Source organism: Chengkuizengella sp. SCS-71B (assembly GCF_040100845.1).
GTDB lineage: Bacteria > Bacillota > Bacilli > Paenibacillales > KCTC-33759 > Chengkuizengella.
The window spans coordinates 4,036,330-4,056,435 of the sequence record NZ_JAZHSH010000001.1; the positions used below are offsets into that span (position 1 = coordinate 4,036,330).

At 39.1% G+C, this 20,106-nt stretch carries 13 protein-coding genes, 14 tRNA genes and 4 rRNA genes; 2 read left to right on the forward strand and 29 right to left on the reverse strand.

The window, feature by feature from the left end; all coding sequences use genetic code 11:
* Nucleotides 1-116: 116 nt before the first annotated feature.
* The 21 genes from ppc to VQL36_RS19745 form a co-directional block, all read right to left on the reverse strand.
* The gene (gene ppc / locus VQL36_RS19645) at nt 117-2,888 is read right to left on the reverse strand and encodes a phosphoenolpyruvate carboxylase (protein ID WP_349250928.1); all 2,772 of its coding nucleotides are present in this window, start codon (nt 2,886-2,888) and stop codon (nt 117-119) included.
* Nucleotides 2,889-3,213: 325 nt separating this feature from the next.
* A tRNA-Gly gene (locus VQL36_RS19650) sits at nt 3,214-3,287 on the reverse strand.
* A gap of 15 nt (nt 3,288-3,302) precedes the next feature.
* Nucleotides 3,303-3,379: transfer RNA gene (locus VQL36_RS19655), tRNA-Pro, on the reverse strand.
* A 137-nt stretch (nt 3,380-3,516) separates the two neighbouring features.
* A tRNA-Arg gene (locus VQL36_RS19660) sits at nt 3,517-3,593 on the reverse strand.
* Between the two features lies 1 nt (nt 3,594).
* Nucleotides 3,595-3,669: transfer RNA gene (locus VQL36_RS19665), tRNA-Gly, on the reverse strand.
* 3 nt (nt 3,670-3,672) lie between these two features.
* Nucleotides 3,673-3,757: transfer RNA gene (locus VQL36_RS19670), tRNA-Leu, on the reverse strand.
* A 10-nt stretch (nt 3,758-3,767) separates the two neighbouring features.
* Nucleotides 3,768-3,843 (reverse strand) — tRNA-Lys (locus tag VQL36_RS19675).
* Nucleotides 3,844-3,849: 6 nt separating this feature from the next.
* Nucleotides 3,850-3,924 (reverse strand) — tRNA-Gln (locus VQL36_RS19680).
* Between the two features lie 19 nt (nt 3,925-3,943).
* A tRNA-Thr gene (locus VQL36_RS19685) sits at nt 3,944-4,016 on the reverse strand.
* Nucleotides 4,017-4,026: 10 nt separating this feature from the next.
* Nucleotides 4,027-4,102, reverse strand: a tRNA-Val gene (locus VQL36_RS19690).
* Nucleotides 4,103-4,332: 230 nt separating this feature from the next.
* Nucleotides 4,333-4,407, reverse strand: a tRNA-Glu gene (locus VQL36_RS19695).
* A gap of 14 nt (nt 4,408-4,421) precedes the next feature.
* Nucleotides 4,422-4,494 (reverse strand) — tRNA-Thr (locus VQL36_RS19700).
* A gap of 3 nt (nt 4,495-4,497) precedes the next feature.
* A tRNA-Asn gene (locus VQL36_RS19705) sits at nt 4,498-4,573 on the reverse strand.
* Nucleotides 4,574-4,602: 29 nt separating this feature from the next.
* Nucleotides 4,603-4,719: ribosomal RNA gene (rrf, locus tag VQL36_RS19710) — 5S ribosomal RNA — on the reverse strand.
* 80 nt (nt 4,720-4,799) lie between these two features.
* Nucleotides 4,800-7,734: ribosomal RNA gene (locus tag VQL36_RS19715) — 23S ribosomal RNA — on the reverse strand.
* A gap of 207 nt (nt 7,735-7,941) precedes the next feature.
* Nucleotides 7,942-8,017 (reverse strand) — tRNA-Ala (locus VQL36_RS19720).
* Between the two features lie 108 nt (nt 8,018-8,125).
* A tRNA-Ile gene (locus VQL36_RS19725) sits at nt 8,126-8,202 on the reverse strand.
* Nucleotides 8,203-8,207: 5 nt separating this feature from the next.
* Nucleotides 8,208-8,324, reverse strand: a 5S ribosomal RNA gene (rrf, locus tag VQL36_RS19730).
* A 61-nt stretch (nt 8,325-8,385) separates the two neighbouring features.
* Nucleotides 8,386-9,942: ribosomal RNA gene (locus tag VQL36_RS19735) — 16S ribosomal RNA — on the reverse strand.
* Together the 16S, 23S and 5S rRNA genes with 14 tRNA genes alongside form the textbook arrangement of a ribosomal RNA operon.
* Before the next feature lie 428 nt (nt 9,943-10,370).
* Entirely contained in the window at nt 10,371-10,592 is a 222-nt protein-coding gene (locus VQL36_RS19740) for a hypothetical protein (RefSeq protein WP_349250929.1), read from the reverse strand.
* Nucleotides 10,593-10,711: 119 nt separating this feature from the next.
* Entirely contained in the window at nt 10,712-11,443 is a 732-nt protein-coding gene (locus VQL36_RS19745; RefSeq protein WP_349250930.1) for a stage II sporulation protein M, read from the reverse strand.
* Nucleotides 11,444-11,565: 122 nt separating this feature from the next.
* Between VQL36_RS19745 and pdaB the strand changes: the two genes are divergently transcribed.
* Nucleotides 11,566-12,336 (forward strand): polysaccharide deacetylase family sporulation protein PdaB, encoded by a 771-nt coding sequence (pdaB, locus tag VQL36_RS19750; RefSeq protein WP_349250931.1) that lies wholly within the window; start codon nt 11,566-11,568, stop codon nt 12,334-12,336.
* Nucleotides 12,337-12,469: 133 nt separating this feature from the next.
* On the opposite strand, the gene VQL36_RS19755 is transcribed toward pdaB, so the two are convergent.
* Nucleotides 12,470-13,051, reverse strand: a complete 582-nt coding sequence (locus tag VQL36_RS19755; RefSeq protein ID WP_349250932.1) for a KinB-signaling pathway activation protein — start codon at nt 13,049-13,051, stop codon at nt 12,470-12,472.
* A gap of 185 nt (nt 13,052-13,236) precedes the next feature.
* On the opposite strand from VQL36_RS19755, the gene gerD reads away from it, so the two are divergent.
* Nucleotides 13,237-13,842 carry a spore germination lipoprotein GerD gene (gene gerD / locus VQL36_RS19760; RefSeq protein ID WP_349250933.1) on the forward strand — a complete coding sequence of 202 codons (606 nt, stop codon included), beginning with the start codon at nt 13,237-13,239 and terminating at the stop codon, nt 13,840-13,842.
* 28 nt (nt 13,843-13,870) lie between these two features.
* Here gerD and VQL36_RS19765 read toward each other — a convergent pair whose 3' ends face one another.
* The 7 genes from VQL36_RS19765 to truA form a co-directional block, all read right to left on the reverse strand.
* The gene (locus VQL36_RS19765) at nt 13,871-14,977 is read right to left on the reverse strand and encodes a P-loop NTPase (RefSeq protein ID WP_349250934.1); all 1,107 of its coding nucleotides are present in this window, start codon (nt 14,975-14,977) and stop codon (nt 13,871-13,873) included.
* Nucleotides 14,978-15,059: 82 nt separating this feature from the next.
* On the reverse strand, nt 15,060-15,797 hold the full coding sequence (gene cwlD / locus VQL36_RS19770) for an N-acetylmuramoyl-L-alanine amidase CwlD (protein WP_349250935.1): 738 nt from the start codon (nt 15,795-15,797) through the stop codon (nt 15,060-15,062).
* Between the two features lie 105 nt (nt 15,798-15,902).
* On the reverse strand, nt 15,903-17,075 hold the full coding sequence (gene sat / locus VQL36_RS19775) for a sulfate adenylyltransferase (protein WP_349250936.1): 1,173 nt from the start codon (nt 17,073-17,075) through the stop codon (nt 15,903-15,905).
* An 82-nt stretch (nt 17,076-17,157) separates the two neighbouring features.
* Entirely contained in the window at nt 17,158-17,853 is a 696-nt protein-coding gene (locus tag VQL36_RS19780) for a phosphoadenylyl-sulfate reductase (RefSeq protein ID WP_349250937.1), read from the reverse strand.
* Between the two features lie 371 nt (nt 17,854-18,224).
* A complete protein-coding gene (gene rpsI, locus VQL36_RS19785) occupies nt 18,225-18,617 on the reverse strand; it encodes a 30S ribosomal protein S9 (protein ID WP_349250938.1) in 393 nt (130 codons plus the stop codon).
* 20 nt (nt 18,618-18,637) lie between these two features.
* Complete coding sequence (gene rplM / locus VQL36_RS19790; RefSeq protein ID WP_349250939.1) at nt 18,638-19,075, reverse strand: 50S ribosomal protein L13; 438 nt, start codon at nt 19,073-19,075, stop codon at nt 18,638-18,640.
* Between the two features lie 194 nt (nt 19,076-19,269).
* Entirely contained in the window at nt 19,270-20,043 is a 774-nt protein-coding gene (truA, locus tag VQL36_RS19795; protein WP_349250940.1) for a tRNA pseudouridine(38-40) synthase TruA, read from the reverse strand.
* Between the last annotated feature and the right edge of the window lie 63 nt (nt 20,044-20,106).

A 20,106-nucleotide genomic window follows, 5' to 3' on the forward strand; every position in this document is an offset into this window, starting at 1 on the left:
AATAACCTCCAAGATACAAAAAGCCGGAAAGTCCATTAAGACCTCCGACTTTGTATACGGATAAATATTGTTAGCCTTTTGTACTCGTTTTATAGTTGAAAATAAATAATGTTCATTTATCCAGTATTTCGAAGCCCAGCAGCAATTCCATTTATCGTTAGTAGAACCTCACGTAATAAATCAGCGTTATCATCATTTTCTTCACGTAATGTTCTAAGTTCAGACAAAAGCTCCACTTGCAAATAACTTAACGGATCTACGTATGGATTTCTTAAACGAATAGATTCCTGAATAACTGGAACATTATCTAAAATCTCTTTTTGTTTCGTTATATCTAAGATAAGCTTACTGGTCAAAATATATTCATCCTCTATGGATTTGAAAATACGATTTTTAATCGTAGAATCTTTAATCATATTGGAATACTGCTTTGCAATTAATAAATCTGACTTAGCAAGAGCCATTTGTAGATTATCTATCATGGATCTGAAAAATGACCAATTCTCATACATATTTTGAAGTGTTTTTAAATTCTCTTCTTTGTCCTTTATATAGGATTGTAATCCTGTCCCTGCAGCATACCATGCAGGTAATAAATATCTACTCTGTGTCCAAGAAAATACCCAAGGAATCGCTCTTAAATCTTCAAATTTATCACTATTTTTACGTTTAGAAGGTCTAGAACCTATATTTAATTCCCCAAACTCGGTTAATGGTGTAGATTCTTTAAAAAAGGTTACAAAATCTGGATCACGGAAAATAAGATCTTGATATTTCTTTAGAGCTGACTCTGAAATACCCTGAACAATTTCTTCCCAATTAGGATCATCTTTTAATTCCTGTTTTCGTTTAGATAACAAACCAGCTTTAATTAATGAAGAAGTTGCTTGTTCTAAGCTTCTGTATGCTATGCCCTTTAAGGAATAACGAGAAGAAAGTACTTCTCCTTGTTCTGTAATTTTGATCCCACCACCTAAAGTACCTGGTGGTTGTGCTAAAATACTGCGATTCAAAGGCATGCCACCTCTACCTAGAGCGCCACCTCTGCCATGGAAAAACTTTAATTTAATACCGTACTTGCTTGCGGTTTCTGTAATATCCCTCATAGCAATTCTTAATTCCCAGTTGGCTGTAATGGCTCCACCGTCTTTATTGCTATCTGAATATCCCAGCATAATCTCTTGAAGATCATTTACTTCCTTTAAACTTTTCCTATAGATAGGTATGTTAAACAGCCGATCTATAATTTGTGATGCTGCATGAAGATCATCTATCGTTTCAAAAAGTGGTACTGGTTGAATAGATAATCCATTTGGTTCAAGACGATGTAATCCATACTCTTTAGCTAATATCGTAACTTCCAATAGATCACTAACACCCTGTGTCATACTAATAAGGTAACTCTTAATGCAATCTTGACCGAATTCTTTCTGGGCGTTGTAAATCGTTTTGAAAACATCTAAACATTCCTTTGTGCTTTCAGAATAATTTAGATTTACTGTCGTTAATGGTCTTGGATCATTTAATAAGTCTGTTAATAAATGAATCTTATCATCTTCATTCAATGCCGAGTAGTTTTCTTCAATCCCTGTTTTTGAAAGAATTTCTGATATAGCAAATTCATGCTCCTTACTATGCTGGCGAATATCCAAGGAAGCGACATGAAAACCGAAAAGTTCAACTTGCCTGATTACCTTCTTGACATATTTGTTTGCTGCATAATCTGCAAAATGACCTCTTAAACTACAATCAATCAATTTCAAATCATTTACAAACTCTTCAGGAGAATTGTATCTTTCTTTTTCATTTGATACAGAAGCCTCTGTATTATTAATTTTTTGAAGCATATATGAAAGTTTGATTCTATATGGTTCCTTTATATTTCTCCACTGATCAGCAATTGGGACTTCAACATTTATTCTATCTTCTTCAATTGATGTTAAAAGTTCATCAGATACTTTTATTATACTAGTACTGAAACTTAGATGATCTTTAAGGTCTTTTAGGATTTGCCTATATTTCTTCAATGCTAAACGTCTCTGCATGACAAGTGTTTGCCATGTTGTTTTAGCTGTTACAGAAGGATTACCATCACGATCTCCGCCTATCCAAGACCCAAATCGTAAAAATGTTGGTACATGCCAGTCTTGTTCTGGGTAATATTTTTTTAAACTATGCTCTAACTCCTGATATACATTAGGTAAAACATCGAATAATGTTTCGTCAAAATAATAGAGTCCGTTACGAACTTCATCTATGACTGTAGGTTTACGATCACGAAGTTCGTCCGTTTGCCACAAAGTTAATACTTCATTATGAAGTTTATCCTTTAATAATTCACGCTCTTTATAAGTTAAAGTAGGATTATCTAATTCCATCATCTCTTCAGCAATTCTGTGATGAATATCTAAAACCGCTCTTCTTGTTGCTTCCGTTGGATGAGCCGTCATCACTAATTCTAATGTTGCCCCACTTAAAATTTCCATTACATCATCACTAGATACATTACATTCTTTAAATTCGATAATAATACTTTCAATAGAACCAGGTTGAATAATATCACCTGTTGACCGTTCGTACTCTCTTTTTCTACGAACTCGATGATTTTGCTCTGCAATATTAACAAGGTGAAAATAAATTGCAAATGCCCTTATAACATTATGACGCTTATCCTTTTCTAATGTCTCAATCTTAGTTTTAAAAGTTTCCAGTAACTCTTGTATGAAATTAGCACGTAAAGATTTACTCATTTCTCTGATTTCTTCTACGACATCAAGTAATTCTTTACCTCCCTGATGAACCAAAACCTCACCTAGAATATTGCCTAAAAAACGAACATCTCTACGTAACGGATCTGTTTTATTCGTATCTACAGTAGTTTCAACCAACTCTCACACCTCATCCTCATTAAAATGATATAAATATATGATACTAAAAAAAGGATCAAAAATCTCTAATTTAACAAAAATAATGAATTTCCATTAATTGAAATTAATAATTATGTACTATAGATTCATTTATACCTGTATAAATATACAATTATGGGAAGGTTCAGATTTTAATTCAACAAATCATCTATATTCACTAGTGATATACTGTGTTAGGGGAGTATACAAATTGCACTACTATAATTCAATTTATATTAATTCAGATCTGAAAATCTAAATTAATATGATATTAAAAAAAAAGACCCTATAGGTCATTATAATAAGATGGAGCGGGTGATGGGAATCGAACCCACGCGACCAGCTTGGAAGGCTGGAGTTCTACCATTGAACTACACCCGCATATTAAATTTAAAGTGGTCGGGACGACACGATTTGAACATGCGACCCCTTGGTCCCAAACCAAGTGCTCTACCAAGCTGAGCTACGTCCCGATGTAATATAGTTGAAATGGCACGCCCTGAGAGATACAGTTCCTGACCGCGATGTTTCTGCTTTCGAAGCTTATGCTCCGACGAACTCTAACGTTCAAATTATCTCTAGCGTTTAGTATTTCAATGATGTTTCAAAATGGCACGCCCTGAGAGATTCGAACTCCCGACCTTTTGATTCGTAGTCAAACGCTCTATCCAGCTGAGCTAAGGGCGTATGGAGCGGACGACGAGATTCGAACTCGCGACCCTCGCCTTGGCAAGGCGATGCTCTACCACTGAGCCACGTCCGCAAATGGTGCGCGTGAAGGGAGTCGAACCCCCACGTCGTAAGACGCTAGATCCTAAGTCTAGTGCGTCTGCCAATTCCGCCACACGCGCATAAATAAAATGGTGAGCCATGAAGGATTCGAACCTTCGACACCCTGATTAAAAGTCAGGTGCTCTACCGACTGAGCTAATGGCTCTCATAATGGCTGGGGATACAGGATTCGAACCTGTGCATGACGGAGTCAAAGTCCGTTGCCTTACCGCTTGGCTAATCCCCATCAATTTGGGTTGTAACAGTGCCGTCGAGAGGACTTGAACCCCCAACCTACTGATTACAAGTCAGTTGCTCTACCAGTTGAGCTACAACGGCAAGCTATTGATGGTGGACGCTGACGGGATCGAACCGCCGACCCTCTGCTTGTAAGGCAGATGCTCTCCCAGCTGAGCTAAGCGTCCATATTGTTGATAGAGTATAAGGAATAAGCCAAGGATCCCTGCAAAGATATTGTTGTCCGAACGGAAGCTCCGACGAACCCTGGGATTCATTATCCCTTGATGCTTTTACTTTAGATGGTGACCCGTACGGGATACTCTTCATTTCATTACGAGACTACGATGCAATCACATATGAAGATTATGCTCCGACGAACCCTGGGATTCATTATCCCTTGATGATTTTCTTTAGATGGTGACCCGTACGGGATTCGAACCCGTGTTACCGCCGTGAAAGGGCGGTGTCTTAACCGCTTGACCAACGGGCCACATTAATATGATAAGCTCCCAACCGGATTCGAACCGGTGACCTCTTCCTTACCATGGAAGCACTCTACCTACTGAGCTATGGGAGCATATGGCTCCCCGAACAGGACTCGAACCTGTGACAACTCGGTTAACAGCCGAGTGCTCTACCAACTGAGCTATCAGGGACCATTACATACAGTAAATAGAGAATTAAAGCTTGGCAACGTCCTACTCTCCCAGGACCTTGCGGTCCAAGTACCATCGGCGCTGGAGGGCTTAACGGTCGTGTTCGGTATGGGAACGCGTGGTACCCCTCCGCCATCATCACCAAACATTTAAGGATATTTATTTATATTCCCTAAAAACTAGATGCGAAACAAAGATAAGCTTGGAATCTTTATTTTGAATGTATTTGGATAAGCCCTCGACCGATTAGTATTCGTCAGCTCCATGCATTGCTGCACTTCCACCCCGAACCTATCAACCTCGTCGTCTTCAAGGGGTCTTACTAAATTGGGAAATCTCATCTTGAGGGGGGCTTCACGCTTAGATGCTTTCAGCGCTTATCCCTTCCGTACTTGGCTACCCAGCTATGCTTCTGGCGAAACAACTGGTACACCAGCGGTACGTCCATCCCGGTCCTCTCGTACTAAGGACAGCTCCTCTCAAATTTCCTACGCCCACGACAGATAGGGACCGAACTGTCTCACGACGTTCTGAACCCAGCTCGCGTACCGCTTTAATGGGCGAACAGCCCAACCCTTGGGACCTACTTCAGCCCCAGGATGCGATGAGCCGACATCGAGGTGCCAAACCTCCCCGTCGATGTGGACTCTTGGGGGAGATAAGCCTGTTATCCCCAGGGTAGCTTTTATCCGTTGAGCGATGGCCCTTCCATTCGGTACCACCGGATCACTAAGCCCGACTTTCGTCCCTGCTCGACCTGTACGTCTTGCAGTCAAGCTCCCTTATGCCTTTGCACTCTTCGAATGATTTCCAACCATTCTGAGGGAACCTTAGGGCGCCTCCGTTACGCTTTAGGAGGCGACCGCCCCAGTCAAACTACCCGCCTGACACGGTCCCCGACCCTGATTCAAGGGCCTAGGTTAGAACTCGAATACGATCAGGGTGGTATCCCAAGGGCGCCTCCACCGATGCTTGCGCACCAGCTTCCAAGGCTCCCACCTATCCTGTACAAATCGTACCCCAGTTCAATATCAGGTTGTAGTAAAGCTCCATGGGGTCTTTCCGTCTTGTCGCGGGTAACCAGCATCTTCACTGGTATTAAAATTTCACCGGATCTCTCGTTGAGACAGCGCCCAAATCGTTACGCCATTCGTGCGGGTCAGAATTTACCTGACAAGGAATTTCGCTACCTTAGGACCGTTATAGTTACGGCCGCCGTTTACTGGGGCTTCGGTTCATAGCTTCGCCTAAAACGGCTAACCATTCCCCTTAACCTTCCAGCACCGGGCAGGCGTCAGCCCGTATACTTCGCCTTACGGCTTCGCACAGACCTGTGTTTTTGCTAAACAGTCGCTTGGGCCTTTTCACTGCGGCTCCCTCGGGCTATACACCCTAACGGAGCACCCCTTCTCCCGAAGTTACGGGGTCATTTTGCCGAGTTCCTTAACGAGAGTTCTTCCGCGCGCCTTAGAATTCTCTTCTCGCCTACCTGTGTCGGTTTGCGGTACGGGCACCTTCACCTGGCTAGAGGCTTTTCTTGGCAGCATGAGTGCGAGTTCTTCGGTACTACAATTTTCCCTCCTCATCACAGCTCAGCCTTATCAGTGTGCGGATTTGCCTACACACCAGCCTTACTGCTTGAACAGACTTATCCATCAGTCTGCAACTGTTCCCTTCTGCGTCACCCCAATTGCTCATAACGGTTTACGGTGGTACAGGAATTTCAACCTGTTGTCCTTCGATTACGCCTTTCGGCCTCACCTTAGGTCCCGACTTACCCTGAGCGGACGAGCCTTCCTCAGGAAACCTTGGGCTTTCGGCGGACAAGATTCTCACTTGTCTTTTCGTTACTTATACCGGCATTCTCACTTGTGTACAGTCCAGCACTCCTTACGGTATACCTTCAATCCATACACAACGCTCCCCTACCCCTGATACCATTGTATCAAGCCATAGCTTCGGTGGTGTGTTTAGCCCCGTTACATTTTCGGCGCAGAGTCACTCGACCAGTGAGCTATTACGCACTCTTTCAATGGTGGCTGCTTCTAAGCCAACATCCTGGTTGTCTGTGCAACTCCACATCCTTTCCCACTTAACACACACTTGGGGACCTTAGCTGATGGTCTGGGCTGTTTCCCTTTTGACGATGGATCTTAGCACTCACCGTCTGACTCCTGGGGTTTAAAGTCTATGGCATTCGGAGTTTGACTGAGCTTGGTAACCCTTGACGGGCCCCGCACCCAATCAGTGCTCTACCTCCACGACTCACCCCCAAGGCTAGCCCTAAAGCTATTTCGGGGAGAACCAGCTATTTCCGAGTTCGATTGGAATTTCTCCGCTACCCCCACCTCATCCCCTCATTTTTCAACATAAGTGGGTTCGGGCCTCCAGTGAGTGTTACCTCACCTTCACCCTGGACAGGGGTAGATCACACGGTTTCGGGTCTACGTCAACATACTCATACCGCCCTATTCAGACTCGCTTTCGCTGCGGCTCCAGCTCTTCACTTTAACCTTGCATGCTAACGTAACTCGCCGGTTCATTCTACAAAAGGCACGCCATCACCCATTAAACGGGCTCTGACTTCTTGTAAGCACACGGTTTCAGGTTCTATTTCACTCCCCTCCCGGGGTCCTTTTCACCTTTCCCTCACGGTACTGCTTCACTATCGGTCGCTAGGGAGTATTTAGCCTTGGCAGATGGTCCTGCCAGATTCATACGGGGTTTCACGTGCCCCGCACTACTCGGGATCCACTCCGGAGAGAATGATTTTTTAGTTACAGGACTTTTACCCTCTTTGGTTCGCCTTTCCAGACGCTTCACCTAAATCATTCCTTTGTAACTCCATGTGGAGTGTCCCACAACCCCAACAGGCAAGCCTGTTGGTTTGGGCTAATCCGCGTTCGCTCGCCGCTACTGACGGAATCACTTTTGTTTTCTCTTCCTCAGGGTACTTAGATGTTTCAGTTCCCCTGGTCTGCCTCCGCTAGACCTATGTATTCAGTCTAGGGTACGTACCTATTACAGTACGTGGGTTCCCCCATTCGGACATCCCCGGATCGAGGTCTGCTTACGACTCCCCGAGGCATTTCGTTGTTCGCCACGTCCTTCTTCGGCTCCTAGCGCCTAGGCATCCTCCGTGTGCTCTTAATAGCTTAACCATTAAGTTCGATGTTTTATATGATCACTCATAATTGAGAATTCCATTTGCTAATTAATGCTTCTTTGCTTTCGCTATCTAGTTTTCAAGGAACATCAGTCGCTTGATCCACCTTTGTGGTGTTTTTTGCGACAAAAAATATCTTACCACATCTGCTTTTCTTCAGTCAACCGTTTTTTCAAACCATTTCTTGAAGTTTTTGCCTCTATGGTGGAGCCAAGCGGGATCGAACCGCTGACCTCCTGCGTGCAAAGCAGGCGCTCTCCCAGCTGAGCTATGGCCCCATAATTTAAACCCAAAAAGGTAATGGTGTGCTGCGAGGAGCACGTCCCATATGTTTAAGGGATAGTATGATGTGGTATTTTATTCGTTTTATTTATTCGGTACGTTTGTGGTGGGCCCTAGTGGACTCGAACCACCGACCTCACCCTTATCAGGGGTGCGCTCTAACCAGCTGAGCTAAGGGCCCGTACCGCTTGGCAACGTCCTACTCTCCCAGGACCTTGCGGTCCAAGTACCATCGGCGCTGGAGGGCTTAACGGTCGTGTTCGGTATGGGAACGCGTGGTACCCCTCCGCCATCATCACCAAACGAATGTATAGAGTGCCTTGCACTCTCAAAACTGAAAACGAGTGAACTGTATTCTCCATAGAAAGGAGGTGATCCAGCCGCACCTTCCGATACGGCTACCTTGTTACGACTTCACCCCAATCATCTACCCCACCTTCGGCGGCTGGCTCCCCAAGGGGTTACCTCACCGACTTCGGGTGTTGTAAACTCTCGTGGTGTGACGGGCGGTGTGTACAAGACCCGGGAACGTATTCACCGCGGCATGCTGATCCGCGATTACTAGCAATTCCGACTTCATGCAGGCGAGTTGCAGCCTGCAATCCGAACTGAGATCGGCTTTGTTGGGATTGGCTCCACCTCGCGGCTTCGCTGCCCTTTGTACCGACCATTGTAGTACGTGTGTAGCCCAGGTCATAAGGGGCATGATGATTTGACGTCATCCCCACCTTCCTCCGGTTTGTCACCGGCAGTCACCTTAGAGTGCCCAACTTCACTTGCTGGCAACTAAGATTAAGGGTTGCGCTCGTTGCGGGACTTAACCCAACATCTCACGACACGAGCTGACGACAACCATGCACCACCTGTCTCCTTTGTCCCGAAGGAAAGCCATATCTCTACAGCGTTCAAAGGGATGTCAAGACCTGGTAAGGTTCTTCGCGTTGCTTCGAATTAAACCACATACTCCACTGCTTGTGCGGGTCCCCGTCAATTCCTTTGAGTTTCAGTCTTGCGACCGTACTCCCCAGGCGGAATGCTTAATGTGTTAACTTCGGCACCAAGGGTATCGAAACCCCTAACACCTAGCATTCATCGTTTACGGCGTGGACTACCAGGGTATCTAATCCTGTTCGCTCCCCACGCTTTCGCGCCTCAGCGTCAGTTACAGACCAGAGAGTCGCCTTCGCCACTGGTGTTCCTCCACATCTCTACGCATTTCACCGCTACACGTGGAATTCCACTCTCCTCTTCTGCACTCAAGCTCACCAGTTTCCAGTGCGACTCGGAGTTGAGCTCCGAGTTTAAACACCAGACTTAATGGGCCGCCTGCGCGCCCTTTACGCCCAATAATTCCGGACAACGCTTGCCCCCTACGTATTACCGCGGCTGCTGGCACGTAGTTAGCCGGGGCTTTCTTCTCAGGTACCGTCTAAGCAAATGCAGTTAACATCTGCCTTCTCTTCCCTGGCAACAGAGCTTTACGATCCGAAAACCTTCTTCACTCACGCGGCGTTGCTCCGTCAGACTTTCGTCCATTGCGGAAGATTCCCTACTGCTGCCTCCCGTAGGAGTCTGGGCCGTGTCTCAGTCCCAGTGTGGCCGATCACCCTCTCAGGTCGGCTACGCATCGTCGCCTTGGTGAGCCCTTACCTCACCAACTAGCTAATGCGCCGCAGGTCCATCTCTAAGCGAGAGCTTACACCCTCTTTCTTCATCTCATCATGCGATGAAACGACCTTATCCGGTATTAGCTAATGTTTCCACTAGTTATCCCAGGCTTATAGGCAGGTTACCTACGTGTTACTCACCCGTCCGCCACTAAGAACATTAAAAAGCAAGCTTTTTAATCTCTTCGTTCGACTTGCATGTATTAGGCACGCCGCCAGCGTTCGTCCTGAGCCAGGATCAAACTCTCCATTAAAGGTTGCAATCTCTCGATCACAACTATTTTAGAGCGCTTGGCTCATTCTTTCTGTGCTTCCAAATTACATTTGGAATATATCCGGGTTCCCAAAAGTTTAAAACTTTTGAGCTATTTGTTTGGATTCCTGAAAAATTTCAAGTCTCCGTAAGTTCACTCGTTATTCAGTTTTCAAGGTGCAAGTTATTGTTTTTTTGTCGCTATTTGTTTTATGGCGACTCAATAATCATATAATATATCACTGATTATTGTCAAGCACTATTTTGATTTTATTTTGCTTTGTGCTTTTATCTTTTGCCAGCCATGTTTTGGCGGCGAAAATAAATTTATCACAGAATAAAAAACATGTCAACATTTTTTTTAATTATTCTACCGCATTAATCTTACTCATATAAAAACAGATAAAATAGTTCATGATTCTGAAAGTATTATTTTGTGTATTTTCTATTTAGCGCATATTTTGAAAGCTGCTTTGGTGATGCAAGTCTTGCATACATGCGAAAAATGACTTTATATCTAGCTTCAATAGCAGTTTTCATCTGCTTGTCCAATTTCATATCTTTTAAGTCCATTAACATTTCGTCTAATTCTTTACGAAGAAGATAATCAATTTCCTGAGTTTCTCTGTCATTTAACAATATTCCTAACAATCCAAAACTACCTCCAATTTCCTTTATAAGAAGATTTAGGTTAACTATTGTTATAATGTTATGCTCAATTTTTACTAATTTTATGAATGGTTTTTTGAATATTTTCTTATAAAAATAAACTAACTTAATAGGATTGGGGTAATCGTCGATTCAATAATAGCTGCCAACATTAGGGTTGCAACAGTAAATATGACCAAAGTAACTAAAAGCTTCATAAATGCTATAAACTCAATTTTATTTTTAGCTCGTAAATCATTATTTCCACTCTGAATAAGCCATTTCATAATCAAAACTCCAAATTTTATACCATATGCAGATGCAATCAATATGGCAGGAATTTCAAATATACCATGAGGTAAAATCCCTCTTAAAAAAAGCTCAAACATGCCAAATTCTGATCCAGACTGTGGAATTAGCTTAAATAAATACCCTATTGCCATTCCATTAGTAAGCAATAAAAAGACAGGAAACAATGAAAAGAAAAAACCACTATATATAGCAATTAAAGAAACTTTCACATTATTAGTAAAAATTATAATGAAAGCTGTTACATGAGGATTATCACTAGCTTGTATGTCTCGAGCCTTTTCCTCTAATCCTTGTATAGATTGCTGAATAAATTGTTCCACAGTTTCCGAATTAAACCCAGTGATAATCCCAACTACAAATAAAAGTGTAGAAATATAGAAGTATACCTTCATCTCTTTAAAGTTTACAAACAAGTTTTTAAAATTAAGCACTTCTTTTAAGAAAAGAGATATTTTATCACTATTAGATTTAAATTCATTTTTAGATGTTGTCACATTATTCAATTTCTCTTCTTTATGAATTTTATAGTTTTCATCATTCATTTCATACTTCCTCCTATAGGTTGTTTAACTTTTTGTACAAAGAGTGCATAAGTTTGTTGTACTAGCATACATTCTACTAACAAGTAGTTTGAACGTTTGTTAATTGACTAGGGGGTAATTCAATGAACTTCTTTTTAGTATTGAATGGTAAAAAGTTAAAACAGTACTTCATTATTCTTATTGCTGCAATTTTTGCTGCTGGTATTATTTATTCTGAAAGTGAAAATATAGCTGTTTTTTCTAATGTTTCAAATGATGAACCAGCAGCCATCTACAGCGTAGACACAGAAAATAAAGTGATCGCTCTCACATTCGATATCAGCTGGGGAGAGAATAGACCTGATCCAATCATAGATATTCTAAAAGAAAAGGATGTAAAAGCGACTTTTTTTCTCTCTTCACCATGGACTAGAGACAACCCTGAAATTGTAAAAGACATTGTAGATTCAGGGTTTGAAATCGGAAGCCACGGACATAAACATAAAAATTATAGCACTTTTAGTGACGAAGAAATTCGGAAACAAATACAGACAGCCCATCGAATCCTTACAGAGGATACTGGTACTGTTCCAAATCTAATTCGTATGCCAAATGGAGACTTTGATAAAAGAGTATTAAACATTGCCAACGATTTAAATTATAAAGTAATCCAATGGGATACAGATTCAAGAGACTGGATGAATCCTGGAGTAGATCATATTATTAATCGAGTTGTTTCCAATGCACACCCTGGAGACATCGTATTACTCCATGCTAGTGATTCATGCAAACAGACCCACCTTGCTCTTCCATCAATTATTGATCAATTAAGAGAAGATGGATATAAATTTGTAACCGTATCAGAATTAATAAATCAAACCTCTGTGGATAAAAAAGAAGTTAAGGATCAGTAGTCATAATCAATTCATATAAAATTTATTTATATAAATAATGAGCCTTTAAAGGCTCATTATTTTTTTTACTTTAGAATTTATAAGTTTTTCAAATTCTAAGTTTCAACAAAAGCTACCACTAATGAAGGATTCGTCACTGTTGTGTATTATTTTGCTTCTTACCAACTAACTTATGTAGTTTCATAATTTGCCAAATGTTACAACACAAGAGAGGCACTACCATAACAATTGTTGAGTATTCATTATTTTCTCTAAGTGAAGGAACCGCCTCAATAAGTGTCACAACAAAAATAAAAAAAACAGTGGGTGTAAAGGCATGGAAATTAGTTGCTTTACTTTTTAGCCACGCAATAAATAAAGCAGCGATCAACATTAATATAGGCAATATAGAATACGCCAATATTCCTGCATTATTCTCCTCAAAGAAAATGTACCTCAAAATAATTACATCTAAAAATGTAACGACAATCAATATCCACTGAATGATCTCCCACATTCCTCTTTTAGAAATCATCCCTTTAGCAATATAATTTAACATCATATATGCAAAAAAACCCATTTGGCTTAATACACTAAACATCAATCCAATCAAAAGGTAAAGGGAAATCACTTTTATATCTAGAGTAGGTTGCAATACCAATTGAGTTAATATTGCAGTGACAGCCCCAATAAATAAAGTAGTAAAAAATAAATATGTATAGTTCCTTATGTTCAATCATTTCACCTCAAATGTATAAATTGCAAAGATTTCAATCTTATCCTTGCTATTGTACCAACCAAAATCCAAAAATGCCAACAAAAAATCATAAAGTTGCGTAGAAATTCACATAATATAAACCACAATATAAACATGATAACTCTTATCTTTATTATAAAGATGAAGGAGGAATAACAAACAAAATGATGAAACTTATTAAAATTTTACTTTTCATCCTTCTTATATGCCTTGCAACTAGTTGTGGTTCTGATGGATCTTCTGGAGGAACACAGGCTTATAAAGATACAAAATCTATGGTCTTGGATATCCTTCAATCTGAAGATGGCAAGAAAATAATAACAGAAGCTTTAGAAAAAGATGATAATAAAAATGGTCCAAAGATGTTACAAAACTTACCAAAACAACAAAGTGAAGAGATAAAAGGCGCAGTAAAGCTATTATTTACAGACCCCAATTTCCCTAAGTACTTTGAAGACATGATGAAAAAAGATCCAAAGTTTGCAGGAGAGTTTGCCAAAACCATCCAAAAACAAAACAAAGATATTCATAAGGAACTTTTAAAAGATCCTGAATATCAGACTCAACTACTTGAAGTCATGAAAGACCCTGAATATAAAGATATGATATTTGAAATCATGAAAAGCAAAGAATATAGGAAACAAACCATGGCGATCATGCAAGATGCATTAAATAGTCCATTGTTTAGGGTAGAATTATTGGATTTGTTAAAAAAAGCAATGGAGGAAGAAAGTAAACCAAAAGAAGAAAAGAAAAAAGAAGAGGAATAACCCCCTCTTCTCTTTCATTTAAGCTAAATTAACTTTTTGCTGTACGGTTTATTATACTATCAGCTACTTCTAGATATGTTCTACCTATATCAGTCTCTTCTTTATAAACAGATGGAGAAAATTCTGGCTCCTGCGGGTGATTATCAGGTGCTCCTAAAGGAATTTGGGCTAATAAATCAGTACGTAATTCCTCAGCTAATTTAGCACCGCCACCCTTTCCATACACATAATCCTTTTCCCCGCATTTTCCACATTGATAATAAGACATGTTTTCAACTACGCCTAAAATCTCATGATTTGTATTTATAGCCATAGAACCAGCTCTTGCGGCAACAAAAGAAGCCGTTGCATGTGGTGTAGTTACGATAACTTCTTTACTTTGCGGTATCATTTGATGTACATCTAAAGCTACATCACCTGTACCAGGAGGAAGGTCTAACAACATATAGTCTAGGTCTCCCCACTGCACCTCTGAGAAAAAATTCTTTAACATTTTTCCTAACATTGGACCTCTCCAAATTACAGGTGCATTGTCTTCTACAAAAAAGCCCATGGAAATGACCTTTACTCCATGACGTTCTACAGGAATGACAGTATTTCCCTGTACTTCTGGTCGTTTCTCAATTCCCATCATGTCAGGAATACTGAAACCATATATATCCGCATCAATAATACCTACTTTTTTACCTTTTCTGGCAAGTGCTACAGCTAAATTTACAGTAACGGTTGATTTACCTACCCCACCCTTACCACTTGCAATGGCAATGAATTCTACACCTGCATCCTCACTTAATACAGCAGCCGAGATTGGTTGAGTATGTGGTTTAGGTGGTTGTTTTGATGTTTCATTTGATTTGCCAGACAACTTACCTTGAACTTCTTTCCTTTCAAAATCTGTCATTTCTCTAAAACGTATATGTACTTGTCCTTCTGTTAAGACACTTAAAAGCTCTTTTATTTCTTTTTCTATTTTCTGTACTGTTTCATCTTCCTTTTTTGAAAGTGCCACAGTAAGATTGATGGATTGTTCTTTTATCATAAGATCTCGAACCAAATTTAGGCTGACTAAACTTTGATTTAATTCAGGTTCTTTTACTTTCTTTAACAATTCGAAAACACGTTCTCTTGTAATCATCTCTACACGCCCCTACTCTCTCATATGTAATATGTATTATGTTTTTTATTATAACATAATACATGAATTCATTATTTTATCGCTATACCTGATCCCCGTCAAAATAACGAAGAAGAGCATGATATATGGACTCCGCAACTTTAAGCTGGTATTCTTTGCTCTTTAGAAGCTCCAATTCTTCTGGATTTGATAAAAAACCTGCTTCCACCAATGCAGATGTAGTGTTCGTATTTTTTAACATGATTAAAACATCTTCTGTTAATGCTTCCCGTTTGGTATTTAAATTATTTTTAAACTCATCTTGAATCAATTTAGCCAGTCTTTCACTTTCTTCTGATTTTGAATGATAGAATGTTTGAGCTCCATACCATCGACTCGATGGAATGCTATTTAAATGAATGCTAACTAATAAGTTCGCATCACTTTCGTTAATTAATTTTAATCTGTTATTAAAATCTATTCTTTTTTTGTTATTTGCTGCATTTTCCGTTAAGTCTACATCTGCTTCTCTTGTCATGATCACAAATGCACCTGCTTCTTGTAAGTAGTCCCTTAAATACAATGAAATATTTAAGTTAACCGTCTTTTCAAGCAATGATCCGTCTTTACTAACTGCTCCTCCATCAAACCCCCCATGACCTGGGTCAATTGCTATAGTCTGACCTGATAAAGAAGATGAACCTCCAGTCCAAGTTAGAACTGCTGGATAACTTATGTATAAAATTGAAATTGTTAATACTAATAGAAACAACATAAAAAACAACTTCAATTTACCTTTACCATAATTCTTTATCGCTTCTCTTATTATAGTTTTAAACATAGAAACACCCCGCTCCATAAGACTTATATATCTATATGGAGTAGGGTGGACAAATATTACATGAAGTAAACATGTTTTTGTTTTTATTTTATAAGAAGAGCTGTATTAATTAGACGAAACTAAATTCTCTGACATACCCTCAATTAATACCTTTGCAACCTCAGGTCGAGAGAACTCTGGAGGAGGACAATTTCCTTCTCTTAACATCTCTCTTACCTTTGTACCTGATAAATGAAGATGTTCTAATTTGTCATGTGGACAAGTTTTACTAGAAGCCATATTGCCACATTTTTTACAATAAAAACTATGTTCAAAAAAGAGTGGGGTTATCCCTATCTCTTCACTAGTAAACTGACTAAATATCTCCTGCGCTTCATAAGTGCCATAATAATCACCAACACCTGCATGATCTCTACCCACAATAAAATGTGTACAACCATAATTTTTACGAACAAGTGCATGGAAAATCGCCTCTCTAGGTCCTGCATATCTCATAGCAGCAGGGAAGACACCTAGATGGACACGATCTTGTGGATAATAGTTTTCCAGTAATACGAGATAACTTTTCATACGTACATCTGCAGAAATATCATCTGATTTTGTTTCTCCAACTAATGGATTCAAAAACAAGCCGTCTACAATTTCCATTGCACTTTTTTGAATATATTCATGTGCACGGTGCACAGGATTTCTTGTTTGAAATCCACATACTGTTTTCCAACCTTTTTTTTCGAAAAGAGCTCTGGTTTGAACAGGATCAAAATAAAATTCATTAAATTTTTTTGGCTGTGGTCTATTTAATACCTGTATTGCCCCCCCTACATATGTAGACGGTTTAGTATACAATTTTTGCACACCCGGATGTTTATCCTCACTTGTTTTAAACACTTTTTCTGCTTCTAAAGATTGATCTACATCATAAATACTTTCTACTTGAATAATGGCATAGGGGATACCATCTTGCTCTCCTATCAAAGCAGCTTGTTTTCCAATTTCTAATTGCCCTGCAATTTCTTTTTCAACACCTAATGTGATAGGTATACTCCATACTACCCCATCAGATAAACGCATATTCTCAACGACAGATTTGTAATCGTCTTCGTTAAGAAATCCAGTTAAAGGAGAGAATGCCCCTACACCTATTAGGTCAATATCAGATATGGCCCAAGTATTTACTTTAACTTGTGGTAAAAAAGGAACACGGTTTAATAAATCTTCTCTCTCTTGCCCAGTAACCAAGCGATTGATTAATTCGCCTCCATGAGCATTAATTGTCATTTTACAACTCCCCTTAAGATATATTTATATATTCATGCATCCGTTAAATAAGTGGTTGTACCCTGAATTTTTCTGGATTCAATTATTTGTGTAAACCACATTCCGTTTTACTTGTATCTGACCAACGCCCTGCTCTTGGATCTTCTCCGGGTTGAACCTGACGAGTACAATATAAACACCCGATGCTCGGATAGTTTTGGTCATGTAAAGGGTTATAAATCACAGCATTTTCACGAATATAATTCCAAACATCTTCAGATGTCCAGCTTGCTATTGGATTAAACTTAACTAATCCAAATTTGTTATCATATTCTACTTTTTTTGCATTTGCTCTTGTTGGTGCCTGATCTCTTCTAATTCCTGTAATCCATGCATCATATTTTCCTAAATTATTCGTTAACGGCTGAACTTTTCTAATGTCACAGCATTTATCAGGACTTGTTTCCCAAAGTCTTTCACCATATTGTTGAGATTGCTCTTCAGGTGTAATTTCTGGTTTAACTCGAATTAGTTTAATCCCCTCATAACGCTGTTTTATTTTCTCAATTGTCTCGTATGTTTCTTTGAAATGAAAATCTGTATCTAAATAAAAAATATCTACATCAGAGTTTATTTTGTACAACATATCAACCAATACAACATCTTCAGCACCAAAGCTACTCGCTAAAGTGATGCTTGGAAATTTTTCGACTGCGTATTTTAATAACTCCTGCGGTGTTTTATCTTCAAATTCTATACTTGCTTTTTCTATTAATGATTCCTTCTCCAGTAAATTCATTAAATTGAAACCTCCATTTTTAATTCCGAGTAAATCTATATGAATTATTAACTTATTCTTTAATTATAAAAATTTTATATAGAATGTCAATATTTTTTTTATAAATAAATGAACTAAATTAACTAAATTTTTTTATTTGATGCAGACGCCTAAAATCATATATGAAATTATACTATGCATCTACATTGATTAATGGCTCTTAAAACTAAAATCATCATTAATAGAAAAAAACACTCTTATCAGGCTTTTAAATTCTTAAAGTGAAACAAAAACTTCTATCGGAGTCTTTCGAAGATGTAGTCGAATACTTCATTAGCAGAAAGCAAAAAACCAGTGTTGTAAAACAACACTGGTTTTTATATAAAACAATATTAACGTTTTGAGAATTGTGGAGCACGACGTGCTGCTTTTAATCCATACTTCTTACGTTCCTTCATACGAGGATCACGAGTTAAGAATCCAGCTTTTTTAAGCTCTGAACGATATTCTGGATCTACTTTTAATAATGCACGAGAAATCCCATGACGAATTGCACCTGCTTGACCAGAATAACCTCCACCATGAGTATTAACTAAAACATCATAGCTACCAAGTGTGTCAGTTAAATTTAATGGTTGTTTTACGATAAGCTTTAAAGTTTCTAAACCAAAGTATTGATTAATATCTTCATTATTAATGATTATACGTCCCTCACCTGGAACTAAACGAACACGTGCAACAGAATGTTTACGTCGACCTGTTCCGTAGTATTGTACTTGTGCCACGAATCTAACCTCCCTTTATATTATCCTTTTAGTTCGTAAACTTCAGGTTGTTGTGCTTCATGCGGATGCTCGCTTCCAGCATAAGCTTTAAGTCTCAATTTCATTTTTTCACCTAAACGAGTTTTAGGTAACATACCATGAACCGCTAATTCCATCATTTTTTCAGGTTTCTTATCCAACATTTCACCAGCTGTAGTGACTTTCAAACCACCTGGATGCATGGAATGACGGTAATATTTCTTGTCCGTTAATTTTTTCCCTGTTAATACAATCTTGTCAGCATTGATGACAATAACAAAATCACCTGTATCTACATGCGGTGTAAATTGAGGTTTATGTTTACCGCGAATAAGAGTTGCTGCTTCGCTCGCTAAACGACCTAATGTTTTACCAGTCGCATCAATGATGAACCATTTGCGTTCAATTTCGTTTGGCTTCGCCATATAAGTAGTACGCACTATATATCCTCCTTTTAACTGTTACAACAATGATTAAAATCACTATTAGAACAATAAAATCTATTCTTTTATATTTCATTTGAATTTTTATAATTGAGGTTCGCTCTTTAACTCGGGGCGTGGGATGCCAGCTAAAGAACACCATTAATTACTATACTATATTATAAGTACGGAATCAAGAAAAAAAATAGTTTTTACAACATTTTCTTATCAATGTAATCATATTGAACTTCCCATAAAGTCAATCCGCTTGATAGGGCAGTTGGACCCGCCTTTAAACGATCTTTAGCATTTAATATGGCAATCATGTCTTCACTTTTCTTTTTTCCAGCCCCAATTTCTAATAATGTGCCCACAATGATTCGAACCATCTGGCGTAAAAATCCACTACCGGAAATCGTAATATCAATTCTATGTTCTAAATCTAGGTATTTGTACTCCTCTAAGGTAGCTCGGTGAATTGTTCTTATATGAGAAGTTTTATCTGATTTCAAAGAACAAAATGATGTAAAATCATGCTCACCTACAATCACTTCCAAGGCTGTTTTCATCTCTTCTACATTAAGTTGTCTAGGGTAATGCAATTGATACTTTTGTCTAAAAACGTCCTTATAGCGATGGTTATTGATGGAGTATACGTACGTTTTTGATTTTGCATATTTTCTTGCATGAAAGTCAAGAGGTACATCAAATGCAGCACGGACTATAATATCCTGAGGTAGCCAATCATTGATTGCCAAACACCATCGTGTTGATGGAATAGATGAATTTGTATGAAAATTAAAAACTTGAGCTCTTGCGTGAACACCTGCATCGGTACGCCCAGAGCTAATAATTTTTATATCTTCCCCAGTAATTTTTTGAAGTTTTTCTTCAATGACATCCTGGATTGTTTTTTGTTTAATTTGTGTTTGAAACCCGCTATAAGATGTTCCATCATAACTTACAATCATACAAATGTTCCGCATAATACCTCCGGTGATACTTTTAAAACTTCCTACTTTCTATTCAAGGTTTAAAAAACCTCAGTT

Excerpts from the sequence above, each read along its gene's own strand:
- VQL36_RS19745 (WP_349250930.1), bottom strand. The coding sequence starts at position 11,443 with ATGAATGATGAAAACTATAAAATTCATAAAGAAGAGAAATTGAATAAT.
- pdaB (WP_349250931.1), top strand. The coding sequence starts at position 11,566 with ATGAACTTCTTTTTAGTATTGAATGGTAAAAAGTTAAAACAGTACTTC.
- gerD (WP_349250933.1), top strand. The coding sequence starts at position 13,237 with ATGATGAAACTTATTAAAATTTTACTTTTCATCCTTCTTATATGCCTT.
- VQL36_RS19765 (WP_349250934.1), bottom strand. The coding sequence starts at position 14,977 with ATGATTACAAGAGAACGTGTTTTCGAATTGTTAAAGAAAGTAAAAGAA.
- cwlD (WP_349250935.1), bottom strand. The coding sequence starts at position 15,797 with ATGTTTAAAACTATAATAAGAGAAGCGATAAAGAATTATGGTAAAGGT.
- sat (WP_349250936.1), bottom strand. The coding sequence starts at position 17,075 with ATGACAATTAATGCTCATGGAGGCGAATTAATCAATCGCTTGGTTACT.
- VQL36_RS19780 (WP_349250937.1), bottom strand. The coding sequence starts at position 17,853 with ATGAATTTACTGGAGAAGGAATCATTAATAGAAAAAGCAAGTATAGAA.
- truA (WP_349250940.1), bottom strand. The coding sequence starts at position 20,043 with ATGCGGAACATTTGTATGATTGTAAGTTATGATGGAACATCTTATAGC.